12 protein-coding genes are annotated in these 11,708 nt (G+C 39.0%); 8 read left to right on the forward strand and 4 right to left on the reverse strand.

Annotated features, from left to right (window positions below; translation table 11 throughout):
• Positions 1-198 precede the first annotated feature (198 nt).
• The gene (locus AC4GME_RS02425; protein WP_490377705.1) at positions 199-492 is read right to left on the reverse strand and encodes a hypothetical protein; all 294 of its coding nucleotides are present in this window, start codon (positions 490-492) and stop codon (positions 199-201) included.
• A 236-nt stretch (positions 493-728) separates the two neighbouring features.
• Between AC4GME_RS02425 and hpt the strand changes: the two genes are divergently transcribed.
• The 8 genes from hpt to msrQ all read left to right on the forward strand — a co-directional run bounded on the left by hpt (position 729) and on the right by msrQ (position 9,437).
• Positions 729-1,265 carry a hypoxanthine phosphoribosyltransferase gene (gene hpt, locus AC4GME_RS02430; protein WP_490377704.1) on the forward strand — a complete coding sequence of 179 codons (537 nt, stop codon included), beginning with the start codon at positions 729-731 and terminating at the stop codon, positions 1,263-1,265.
• 13 nt (positions 1,266-1,278) lie between these two features.
• Positions 1,279-2,202 carry an ABC transporter ATP-binding protein gene (locus AC4GME_RS02435; protein WP_490377706.1) on the forward strand — a complete coding sequence of 308 codons (924 nt, stop codon included), beginning with the start codon at positions 1,279-1,281 and terminating at the stop codon, positions 2,200-2,202.
• Complete coding sequence (locus AC4GME_RS02440; protein WP_490377703.1) at positions 2,192-2,965, forward strand: ABC transporter permease; 774 nt, start codon at positions 2,192-2,194, stop codon at positions 2,963-2,965. Before AC4GME_RS02435 ends, AC4GME_RS02440 begins: the two co-directional genes overlap by 11 nt.
• Positions 2,962-3,627: a tRNA (guanine(46)-N(7))-methyltransferase TrmB gene (gene trmB / locus AC4GME_RS02445; RefSeq protein WP_490377702.1), complete on the forward strand. Its 666-nt coding sequence runs from the start codon at positions 2,962-2,964 to the stop codon at positions 3,625-3,627. The genes AC4GME_RS02440 and trmB overlap by 4 nt, the downstream gene beginning before the upstream one ends.
• Positions 3,628-3,837: 210 nt before the next feature.
• Positions 3,838-6,414, forward strand: coding sequence for a hypothetical protein (locus AC4GME_RS02450; RefSeq protein ID WP_490377701.1), 2,577 nt, complete (start codon positions 3,838-3,840; stop codon positions 6,412-6,414).
• Positions 6,415-6,449: 35 nt separating this feature from the next.
• Complete coding sequence (locus AC4GME_RS02455) at positions 6,450-7,520, forward strand: hypothetical protein (RefSeq protein WP_490377700.1); 1,071 nt, start codon at positions 6,450-6,452, stop codon at positions 7,518-7,520.
• A gap of 255 nt (positions 7,521-7,775) precedes the next feature.
• Positions 7,776-8,804 (forward strand): protein-methionine-sulfoxide reductase catalytic subunit MsrP, encoded by a 1,029-nt coding sequence (gene msrP, locus AC4GME_RS02460; RefSeq protein ID WP_490377699.1) that lies wholly within the window; start codon positions 7,776-7,778, stop codon positions 8,802-8,804.
• Between the two features lie 12 nt (positions 8,805-8,816).
• Positions 8,817-9,437, forward strand: a complete 621-nt coding sequence (gene msrQ, locus AC4GME_RS02465; protein WP_490378977.1) for a protein-methionine-sulfoxide reductase heme-binding subunit MsrQ — start codon at positions 8,817-8,819, stop codon at positions 9,435-9,437.
• Between the two features lie 77 nt (positions 9,438-9,514).
• Here msrQ and panD read toward each other — a convergent pair whose 3' ends face one another.
• From panD to panB, 3 genes are all read right to left on the reverse strand, one after another.
• The gene (gene panD, locus AC4GME_RS02470) at positions 9,515-9,895 is read right to left on the reverse strand and encodes an aspartate 1-decarboxylase (RefSeq protein ID WP_028864862.1); all 381 of its coding nucleotides are present in this window, start codon (positions 9,893-9,895) and stop codon (positions 9,515-9,517) included.
• Between the two features lie 71 nt (positions 9,896-9,966).
• Positions 9,967-10,821 (reverse strand): pantoate--beta-alanine ligase, encoded by an 855-nt coding sequence (gene panC, locus AC4GME_RS02475; RefSeq protein WP_490376580.1) that lies wholly within the window; start codon positions 10,819-10,821, stop codon positions 9,967-9,969.
• Positions 10,822-10,838: 17 nt separating this feature from the next.
• Entirely contained in the window at positions 10,839-11,633 is a 795-nt protein-coding gene (panB, locus tag AC4GME_RS02480) for a 3-methyl-2-oxobutanoate hydroxymethyltransferase (protein ID WP_490376581.1), read from the reverse strand.
• Positions 11,634-11,708 lie beyond the last annotated feature (75 nt).

The following is an 11,708-nucleotide window of genomic DNA, read 5'->3' on the forward strand; positions in this document are numbered from 1 at the left end:
GCTTACTGGGGTTTTTTATTGCTTACGATTTGTGTTTGACCTACTCGAACATGGGAAAATTAAGAGTTGCCACGCAGTGGTATTCAAAACATGTGATAGTAGGGCGAGTTACGCGACAGCGCAGTGTCACGAGCGGGTGAGCTCTGCGAAGCCTGTCCCATCGCTTGTGCTACTTAGATTAACGGCTATCTTTATCGCTCAACCAAATGCTAACATCATCTGTTTTTCTGCGAAGTGTAAACCTTTATTATGTGCATCTTTTGTCAGTTCTGGTAATTTGCTGCAAAGAACGGCGGTATGCACTGAATCAACTCTGCGAATGTCATGGTAAGTACACCAAAATTGCATACTCATATTTTTTGTTATATGGACGGTCGTATCTTTTGCCGAATTAGTTGTATAATAAATTTCATTTTTCCAGCGATTGATACCCGTTATTTTTCGCCATGTACCATTGCCACAGAGTAGAACTTGTCCACGTGAGAAGATCATATCCATCCCCTTATCTACTTGAAATATTTTGCGCTTTAGTTTAAAAACGATGAGAAAAGATTAATAAGCACCTATTACTAGTTATAGCCTATCACCTTAGTTTTTATAGCAAATTAATATAAATGCGTATGAACTATAAACTGATTATTTAATTTTATAGATGCCTGTTTATTGATTGTTTCGATAAGATCATTTAATGATATAATTGTCGGCTATTTTATTTATCGGAGTTTTCCATGAACCCAAACCACACTATTACAACTATGATTTCCGAAGAAGAGATCCAGAAACGCATTAAAGAGATGGCTTCAGAAATTAATGAACGTTATAAAGACAGTGAATCCGTTGTTCTTATTGGTTTATTACGCGGCTCAGCCATTTTCTTAGCAGATTTAGCTCGTTTACTTACCGTTCCTGTGGTTTTAGATTTTATGGCCACTTCAAGTTATGGTAGTGGTACAGATAGCTCTGGAGATGTGAAAATATTAAAAGAGCTTGATGAAGAGATCCATGGCCGTGATGTTTTAATTGTTGAAGATATTATCGATACTGGAAATACGCTAACTAAAATTAAAAAAATGCTGCTGTTACGCGATCCAAAATCTTTTGCTATCTGTACATTGCTTACCAAACCTTCTCGCAGAGAAGTAGAGGTACAAGTGGATTGGGAAGGTTTTTCTATTGAAGACAAGTTTGTTGTTGGTTATGGCATAGATTACGCTCAATTTTATCGTAACCTACCTTATATTGGCTTCGTTAGTTTTAATGAATAAGGCTGAAAACAGCATGTATGCAATCGAATTACTGGATATAAAAAAGATTTATAAAGGTGGTGTAGAGGCATTAAAAGGGATCTCTTTGACTGTTAATAAGGGAGATTTTTATGCTTTACTTGGACCTAACGGTGCAGGTAAATCAACGACAATTGGCATAATTTCTTCGCTTGTTAATAAAAGTTCAGGACAAGTTAAAGTATTTGGTTATGATTTAGATACTCAGCTTGAACTCGCTAAAAGCCAAATTGGTTTAGTACCGCAGGAGTTTAATTTCAACCAGTTTGAGCCGCCGATACAGATACTGGTTAATCAGGCAGGCTATTATGGAATTAAACGTAAAGAGGCCTTTTTACGTGCTGAAAAGTATTTAAAACAGCTGGATTTATGGGAGAAACGAGATAAACCTTCCCGTACATTATCCGGTGGCATGAAACGTCGTTTAATGATTGCACGTGCATTAATGCATGAACCGAAACTGCTTATTTTAGATGAACCAACAGCGGGTGTCGATATTGAAGTCCGCCGCTCTATGTGGGAATTTTTAAAACAGATCAATAGCCAAGGTGTGACCATTATTTTAACCACGCATTACTTGGAAGAGGCGGAAATGTTATGCCGTAATATTGGTATCATTGATAAGGGTTGTTTGGTTGAAAATACCAGTATGAAATCATTATTAACTAGACTTGATAGTGAAACTTTTATTTTGGATATCGATCCTCTTGCACAGCTCCCAAGCATTAACAACTTTAAAATCAAACAAATAGATTCACATACATTGGAGGTTGAGGTGGGTAAACAACAGTCTTTGAATAAGGTGTTTGCACAATTGAGTGAGCAAGGTGTTAGTGTTAATAGCTTACGTAATAAAACCAATCGACTCGAAGAACTATTTATTGAACTCGTGGAAAAAGGTAACTTAAATGATCAATAGCGCTTATCTAACTGCCTTAAAAAGTATCTGGATAAAAGAGATAAACCGCTTTTTACGCATCTGGATACAAACACTTGTTCCCCCTGTAATCACTATGAGCCTGTATTTTGTTATTTTTGGTAATTTAATTGGTTCGCGTATAGGCGACATGAGCGGTTTTAGTTATATGTCTTTTATTGTGCCGGGGCTAATTATGATGTCAGTCATTACAAATTCCTATTCGAATGTAGCTTCATCATTTTTTAGTGCCAAATTTCAACGTAATGTAGAAGAGTTACTGGTTGCTCCGGTTCCAAATTATATTATTATCTGGGGTTATGTTGGCGGCGGAGTTGTGCGCGGGTTGATGGTTGGTTTTCTGGTTACTTGTGTTTCCCTATTTTTTGTCGACTTACAAATCTTTAATATATTTGTACTGATATTAAGTGTGATATGTACCTCTATCTTATTTTCCATTGGTGGTTTATTAAATGCAATTTTCGCGCGATCCTTTGATGATATCAGTATTATTCCGACCTTTGTCTTAACGCCATTGACTTACCTTGGTGGTGTTTTCTATTCAATTAGTTTGCTACCTGATTTTTGGCAGGGTGTCTCACACTTCAATCCTGTTTTTTATATGATTAATGCATTTCGTTACGGGTTTTTAGGTATTGCAGATGTCTCGTTAATCTGGTCTTTTTCTGTTATTGGTGCATTTATTGTGGCGCTTTACAGTCTTGTCGCACTGCTGCTGAAAAAAGGTGTAGGTATCCGTACATGAGTGAATTAGGCAATTCAAGGGTTATTGTTTCTAACCAAGATGGTTTACATGAGCAGTTAGATGAAGTGGTATTAAAGCATTTAAAACATGCCTTTCGTAAACCTTATCAACAACATACTTTAGATGCTTTTAAAGCTTGTGAAAAGTGGGTTGAACAGCAAGGTAAGCCGATTATTTTTGATTCTTGTTGTGGTGTTGGGGAAAGTACCTATCATCTTGCTAATAAGCATCCTGAGGCGATTGTATTAGGTTTAGACAAATCAGCTGATCGTTTAGCTAAACACCCGCAATCGATTACCGATAATTATCGCTTATTGCAGGTAAACCTTAATGACTTTTGGCGTTTAGCTGTTGATGCAAATTGGCACTTAAGTCACCATTACCTGCTATACCCTAACCCTTGGCCTAAAGCGAAACATCTGCAGCGTCGCTGGCATGGTAGTGCGGTATTCCCGGCTATTTTACAGCTTGGTGGAGAACTTGAACTACGTAGTAATTGGTTTACTTATATCCATGAATTTGCACGTGCATTACAACTTGCAGGTCAAACTTGTAAAGTTTCCGAGTTTCAAAGTGACACGGCTATCACCCCTTTTGAGCGTAAATATTGGGCAAGCGGGCAAAAATCACTGCGCTTATTAAGTGATCTTGATAACAACTAAAATATTTCATATCCCTTATATTGTTAACAATAAGCAGTCTGGGCGCTATCAATATATCGTAATATCTGTTCTGTTTCTTGCGTCTTTTTTTCTGACGTCTAAAATAGTACCTGCTTGTATGGATTAATCAAACGCATTAATGTCCGTATCGCTTTTATTACGTCTATTATTGATACGACCAGTTTCCCGTTAAGAAAGGAAGGTATATATATGAAAAAATCATTAATTACACTTGCTATCATTGCATCCCTTACCACACTGACAGGTTGTGGCTCCAGCAGTTCCAGTGGTCCTGATGTACCCAGCAGTACGACACTTTCTGGTACGGCTGCAAAAGGGATCATTCAGCAAGGAATTGTAACGGCAACAGAATTAGCTGCTGATGGCATAGAAATAGGTGTTGTTGGTACCGCCATTACTGATGACTCTGGTCGGTATACATTAGAGTTGACTGACGCATATCAAGATGGGGTGGTCAGATTAACCATCTCTGCTGGCGAAAATACGACAATGAAATGTGATGCTACAACCGGCTGTGGTACTGATAATGATTTTGGCTCTTCCGTTGACTTAGAAGATGGCTTTTCGCTTGATGCGATTGTTAAACCTGAAGGTACAAATGTCAGTGTGCAAATCACCCCTCTAACACATATGGCCGCAGCCCGCGCTTTAGTTGCAGCAGAAACAGGTGAACTCAATGCTGATTCAGTCGCTGATGCAATCAGTGAAGTGAATCAAATTGCAGGTGTAAATATTATGAGTACTGAGGTGGTTGATATTACAGATGCCACTGCGTTAGTCAGTGCGTCTGATGAAGCCAAGCAGCTTGCACTATTTAATACCGGTTTAGCAGATATCTTAGTAGCTGGAGAGGGCACTCTGCAAGAAAATTTAATAGCTAATATTGATGATTTAGCTGCATCCTTTGAGGATGGTGAATTTGCTAGTGATGATGCTATTACTATTACCGATATAACAGATGCTGTTACAACCGCAGTGACTAATGTAAGTGGAAACAGTGATATCGCTGCTGTGCTGGAAGATAGTATCGCTAGCGTAGAGACAAATATTGATGTAATAGAAAGTCAGGTTGGAGAAGATGGGGGATTTGATCCCGAGCCATCGGATAGTGCGGGAAGTGATGAAATAACCCAAGCGAAAGCGTTAATAACGGAAGCTCGTACCTTTATTGAAAAAATAGACTCCGATTTTACAGACCCCTTGGATGCATTATCGATTGATGCACAAACAGTTAGTGATGCCTTAGATGCTGATAGCGTCGTGATGGCTGAGTTGTTAGGCGCCACGCTAGAGCAGACGCTGACTTATTTAGATGGACAGAATGTTGATATTTTGGCGGAAATTGAGTCACCAACTGCAGGTGGATATATTACACCGATTACCGATGAGTTAGGCACATCAATAGGCACTATGACCACGACCTTTAGTTCTGATGCATCCGGTGTTTCCATCACTTTAAATGGTAGCCTGACAGGGAATGGCGGGCTGGTTGATAATAATGGTGATGCTCTAGAAGCAAAAACAGTTAATGTCACTAATTTAAAATTAGCAACTAATCTAACAGTGGAAGATCTTACCACAAGTACAGATATTGAAACTCAAGAAACGTTATTAGATGCGATCACTGCAACATCAGTGCAACTTAAGCTGACTGGTTTTGTAGGTAATGAAACCACCTCTTTAACGCTAACAGATGTTTCTTTAATGTTATCGGCTACAGAGGAAGTGACGCTTGATACCACTGAACAGGCTGATAATAGTGCATTAGAAAGTAAGATTAGTGGTGCTTCTTTTAGCGGTGATATAACAATAGCTTCTAATGGTGCAAGCTTTGCTGGTAATGTTGAAATTGTGCTTGTCGGTTTGACTAATTCTGCAGCAGAAGTGCCACTTAGCTTACAAACACTTGAAGTTAATGGTGAATTTAGCAGTGCAACAGAAGGTAGCTTTAATGCCGGGGCTAAATTGACTATCGATAATGCAAGCAGTTTTGATACTTTCGGTTATTTAGAACAGGCGTCAACGGCTTATAAATGGGTTAGTTTTGATTATAATTTAAGCTCATCGGACTTAGCAATTGTCAATGGGGTGACGGATACGTTTGACTTTACAAGTGTTCCGGCAATAAGTTCAGCTCTATGGATGGATATATATTATTATAATTCTCAGTATGAAATCTGGGCTGGTGATGATGCAAATTATGAAAATAAGTTTTTCACAACTGTGTTAACTGACTTAAATACTGAGATTTTATCCAACACTGCTGAGCAATTAAGCGATGCTACAGACGCTACTTACCAAATCGAACATATTTCGTACCATTACCCTGCTACTAGTGTTGAGGCAGACGTTAAAGTCTCCTTCCCAGACTTTGAAACTGCCGATAACTTTGTCCAAGGTACGCTTATGGTAATGGCACAGGCAAATGTCCCTGAATTACCGGAAGCGACTGTGGTTGCCTCTGTGAGTCGGACTGAGTTAGCTGGTGGCGATGCCAGTATTGCGGTCAGTTACGATGGGCAGAGCTTCACATTGGCAGTCGATTCTGAAGATTTAGATGCGGATGAGCCGGAAGCAACAATGACATTAACGAATCCAGATGGTGTTAAGTTAATTGTTAACCTTGCAGAAACGCTTGCTGGAGACCAGTATGTTGTGAGTGGGACTGTATCTGTTGGCGGAACGCAAGTAGGCACCGTTGAAGAAACCAGCAATGGGCTTGTCTTAGTTCGTTACAATGATGGTACATTTGAAAGCTTATACTAATAATGATATTTAAAATAAAAATTAATGAGCGGCTTTTGCCGCTCTTTTTTTTCAGTTGCTCGTTTTTATCTGCTTTTTCATATGCCGATGACGACCCTGTACAACCCTATTTTATTTTTGACTCTTTTTCCTATAGTGAGACGGTTTCAATTGAATCTGCTTTTGATAGTTGGAAAGGCGATGATTTTGAATCGGGAGAGCGACAATGGACATGGAATTGGTTTGAGCTGGGAGTACAATATAAGCATTGGGCAATTGGATTTGTACAGCGCTACGATTATGACTTGCGTTTTTCACAGCAGACAGCTGAGCTTTATTGGCTTACGGCGAATAAAAAAGATCTGCCCACAGGAAAAACATACAAGCTTGATTTACAGGCAAATGCTATTCACAGCTCAGGTCTCCGTCTTAGCTTTACTGATAGCTTAACAGACTCCTTTAATTACCGTTTAGGGCTTAGTTACTTGCAGGCCAGTTATATGCTAGATGGTCAAATAGAGGGAAATGCAACTGCGCTAAGTGACTCCGATTATGATTTTCAGGCCACTGTTGATTATGCTTACACGGAAGATCACCTCTTTGAGCGTAATGTCAAAGAGCCACAGGGCAAAGGTTTCTCTCTTGACTTTATGTTTAACTATCAGGTAACACCTGAGATCTATTGGCAGTTGCAAGTGCGAGATCTGTTCGCACGATTGTATTGGAAAGACTCGCCCTATACGCAAGGTACAGCTACTTCAGAGAGAAAAGAGTATGATGAAAATGGGTATGTTTCCATCGATCCTCTTTTACAGGGCTATGAAGGCATAAGAGGTACTTATGTACAACGATTACAGCCAAGATGGTATAGCAAGGTTAGTTATCGAGTAAGTCGCAACAATGCACTGCTAGTTCAGCTTCGTTATCAATACGAACATGCTTTGTATGCATTCGGTGTAGACCATGAATTAACCCATGATTCCCGTTTAGGGATTAATTATTGGCCAATCAATCAAGCCGTCGAGTTAAATTGGAATTATCATACAGTTCGATTCGCTGTCGCTGCTGACGGATTCCTCACATCTGAGCTGAAAACTTTATGGTTCTCTTTTTCTTATGGTTTATAGGCTTAATATAAGGGGATTAACTTTCTGCTTTTTAAACGCCAAATTAAAATTATGAGGCTAATTAGGAGGCAATATTGTCGATAATGGCATTTAGGAGCTTGGCGTTATCCCGTTAGGAATAGTCATTTTTTTCTTCAAATTTTCTACACTTCAATTGATTATTTAGCTGTTAATCTTAGTACTTAGATCTATTTTGAAATTTATTTCCCTATTAGATGGTCTATATCCTTACTATGAACTCTGTAAGGCGAAAGTATGCTTATTAAAATAAGGAAAAAGTCGGATCTGAAAGAATCGCAGATAACCGATCACAGTGTTTATTTAAATCGACGATCGATAATTAAAACATTGGCTTTTACAGCTGTAACTATTCCCTTTGTTAAACCTGCACAAGCGGGGTTGTTTAATCTTTTTTCAGAAAATGAAAATGGTTCTGATAATTCAGGGGTGATTTTTGCACGCAGCAAGCTGGAATACTTAAAAAACAGCAATCATCAATCACTCAGTCCCATCACCCCTGAAAAAAAGATCCTGCAGTACAACAATTTTTATGAGTTCGGCACAGGCAAAGCGGATCCTTTTGAGTATGCGGGGCAGTTTAAGGTTGATCCCTGGTCGTTGACCATTGACGGACTAGTTGATAAAGCGATCACTCTTAATTATGACGATTTATTAAAACGTTTTGTTATTGAAGAGCGCTTATATCGGATGCGTTGTGTGGAAGCATGGTCGATGAATATTCCCTGGTTAGGATTTAGTCTGGCGTCTTTAATTAAATTAGCTTCACCAAAATCTGCTGCAAAATTTGTTCGTTTTGAAACCCTTTATGATCCAAAGCAGATGCGCGGGCAAGGATCCAGCCGAATAGGCGGAGGCATCGATTATCCCTATATTGAAGGATTACGGCTTGATGAGGCTATCAATCCGTTAACACTTCTTTCTGTCGGTTTATACGGTAAAACTCTTGCTCCACAAAATGGTGCGCCAGTTCGACTGGTTGTGCCATGGAAATATGGTTTTAAGAGTATAAAATCAATTGTGCGAATAACCTTAACAGATAAAGCGCCAGTTAATACCTGGCAGAAAATTGCACCTTCTGAATATGGTTTTTTTGCCAATGTGAACCCCGATGTTGATCATCCTCGCTGGAGCCAGGAAAGTGAACGTTTTATTGGCGAGGGTAATCTGTTTGCGCAAACACGTAAACAAACTCTGCCATTTAACGGTTATCAGGAAGAGGTTGCAGATTTGTATAAAGGTTTAGATCTTAAGCGTTATTTTTAGAGAAGGATAATAATGAAAATATCTGTAAAAGCTTTATTGTTAATTAAAACTATTATTCATCTGTCAGCTTTTGGCACTATTTTTTATCTCTATTATTTAATTGATTTAGATCTGTTGGGGGCAGATCCTGTAAAAGAGATGATCCATTTTTTAGGCAAAACAGCACTTAACTTTTTATTGCTGACCTTGCTGGTAACGCCTTTAGCTAAAGGTTTAAAACAGCCCTTGTTAATGCGCACGCGGCGTTTATTAGGTTTATATTGCTTTGCCTGGGCTTGTTTACATCTAACTGTTTTTCTTTGGCTGGAGCTAAATTGGCAGCTGGCTTTTTTTATTGATGAAGTGATTAAACGTCCTTATTTGACGCTTGGTGCAGGGGCCTGGCTGATTCTGCTGTTATTAGCTATTACATCAGTAAATGTATTGAAAAAGAAAATGAAAAAAGCCTGGTTTACTTTACACCGTTTTGTTTATTGGGCCGTTTTATTTGCTGTTATACATTATTACTGGTCAGTAAAATCAGGCTTAATTGAGCCGACAATCTATTTACTTATCTGTCTGCTATTACTTGCGCAACGCAAAGATTATTTTAAATCATTACTATTTAAAAGCAGATCTAAAATTAGAAAATAAATAGCAGGTACAAAAAATCCGCTAACAGGCTGGCCATTAGCGGATTTTTTTATTGTTTTTTGGGGCTCTAGTGGCGATTAAGCAACTTGAACTGGCACATCTTTACTGGTGCGAACAATATTATTTTGTGCATCTAAATACACTAAACTTGGTTTGTGATTTGCAATTTCCGCTGCATTTAAGCTGGCGTAAGCACAGATAATCACACGGTCACCAACGGCTGCCATGCGAGCCGCTGCACCATTAACTGAAATGATTTTTGATCCTCGCTCACCTGATATGGCATAAGTTGAAAAACGACCGCCAGTTTCAATATTGTAAATTTCGATTTTCTCGTATTCTAGAATGCCGGATTGATCTAGAAAATCTTGATCGATAGCACATGAACCTTCGTAATTTAATTCAGCATGTGTCACGCGAGCTTGGTGAAGTTTGCCGGTAAGCATTGTTTTTTGCATACAAAAACCTTTCTATTCTAGTAATAATTCGCTGTATTATTCAGCAATGTTGCGACTATAAAGTAAAACTTCTAATGGTGCAAATTTACGACTTTATTATCAATTAGACGTGTACAGCCTAAAAAGGCCGCCACTAAAATAACCACTTGTTTACTGTTCTTCTCAACTGCTTGTAATGTACTGCTATCAACGATGTCAATCGCATCAACATTAAAACCCGCACTGTTAATTTCTCTTGATGCATCATGGATTAATAGTGAATGTTCAACTTGTTGTTTTTGTACATCGACAGCGAGTTGATTCATTACTTTTGCTAAAAAAGGGGCTTTCTCTTTTTCTGCAATACTTAGTTTATTATTACGAGAACTCATCGCTAAACCACTGGGCTCGCGTACCGTGGCCACGGGAATGATTTCAATGGGTAATGCCAAGTCAAATACCATCTGTTTAACGATGGCCAATTGTTGAAAGTCTTTCTCACCAAAACAAGCGTAATCAGGTTGTACGAGATTGAAAAGCTTATTAACTATGGTGCTCATACCACGGAAATGCCCTGGGCGAAGCTCCCCCTCCAAACAATCGGATAAACCGGGTACTTCAACATAGGTCTGCTTTGCTAAACCATTGGGGTAAATCACTTCAGCTGAGGGGGTAAAAACAATATCGACCCCTTCCTGTGTCAGAGCTTGCGTATCTGCTTCAAGCGTTTTAGGGTAATTCTGTAAATCCTGTGCATTATTAAACTGCATTGGATTAACAAAAATACTTACCACAACAACAGGCGCTTTTTTCTTAGCTTGACGCACTAACTGCAGGTGTCCGTCATGCAAGTTGCCCATGGTGGGAACAAATGCAATTTCTTGCCCTTGTTGTTTTAGTTGTTTGATCTTTTCTCGCAACAGTTTGGGATCGTTAATAATGTGCATATTGTTATTCTTTTCTATTAGTAAAAGCTGTGTTCAGAAGATGGGAATGATCCGTTTTCCACCTGTTCTTTATAAAGTGCAACCGCGCGGCGAATATCACCGGTTTCAATTAGGAAGTTTTTCGAGAACTTCGGACAGAAACCAGCTGAAATGCCAAATGCATCATGCATCACCAAAATCTGTCCATCGGTTTCATTACCTGCGCCAATACCGATCACCGGTATTTGTAATGCTTTGCTTACCCGGGCGGCAAGCGGTACCGGCACACATTCTAACACTAATAACTGTATGCCTGATTTCTCCAGCATTAATGCATCTCTAATCAGTAACTCAGCTTCTTCTTCTTCACGCGCTTGTACTTTATAACCGCCAAATACATTAACGGATTGCGGCGTTAAACCAAGGTGCCCACAAACAGGAATGCCACGCTCAACTAATCCTTTTACCGACTCAGTGAGCCATTTACCACCTTCTAATTTCACCATATTTGCGCCGGCACGCATTAAAGTAGCAGCATTTTCATAAGTTTGCTCGGGTGTCGCATAACTCATAAAGGGTAAATCAGAGATAATCAGTGCGTTTGCAGCTGTGCTAGCAACTGATTTGGTATGGTATTTTATATCTTCAACGGTCACGGGTAGAGTGGAATCATGTCCTTGTAAAACCATGCCAAGTGAGTCACCGACTAATAAAACCTGGATATCGGCTTGGTCAAAAATAGCTGCAAAACTCGCATCATATGCGGTAATACAGGTTATTTTTTGATTGTCTTGCTTCATTTTAGCCAAACGAGAAACGCTAATTTTAGCCATGATTACTCCTAAATCAGAAATATGTATAAATTTTGAATTGTTGGTCGAAAATGATTTAATTATTCACAGATGATT

The organism is Psychromonas sp., assembly GCF_983033635.1.

Bases quoted from the DNA above. Each gene is read 5' to 3' on its own strand.
- AC4GME_RS02440 (WP_490377703.1), top strand. From the start codon at position 2,192: ATGATCAATAGCGCTTATCTAACTGCCTTAAAAAGTATCTGGATAAAA.
- AC4GME_RS02425 (WP_490377705.1), bottom strand. From the start codon at position 492: ATGATCTTCTCACGTGGACAAGTTCTACTCTGTGGCAATGGTACATGG.
- panD (WP_028864862.1), bottom strand. From the start codon at position 9,895: ATGCAAAAAACAATGCTTACCGGCAAACTTCACCAAGCTCGCGTGACA.
- msrQ (WP_490378977.1), top strand. From the start codon at position 8,817: ATGAAAATATCTGTAAAAGCTTTATTGTTAATTAAAACTATTATTCAT.
- trmB (WP_490377702.1), top strand. From the start codon at position 2,962: ATGAGTGAATTAGGCAATTCAAGGGTTATTGTTTCTAACCAAGATGGT.
- hpt (WP_490377704.1), top strand. From the start codon at position 729: ATGAACCCAAACCACACTATTACAACTATGATTTCCGAAGAAGAGATC.
- msrP (WP_490377699.1), top strand. From the start codon at position 7,776: ATGCTTATTAAAATAAGGAAAAAGTCGGATCTGAAAGAATCGCAGATA.
- panB (WP_490376581.1), bottom strand. From the start codon at position 11,633: ATGGCTAAAATTAGCGTTTCTCGTTTGGCTAAAATGAAGCAAGACAAT.
- AC4GME_RS02450 (WP_490377701.1), top strand. From the start codon at position 3,838: ATGAAAAAATCATTAATTACACTTGCTATCATTGCATCCCTTACCACA.
- panC (WP_490376580.1), bottom strand. From the start codon at position 10,821: ATGCACATTATTAACGATCCCAAACTGTTGCGAGAAAAGATCAAACAA.
- AC4GME_RS02435 (WP_490377706.1), top strand. From the start codon at position 1,279: ATGTATGCAATCGAATTACTGGATATAAAAAAGATTTATAAAGGTGGT.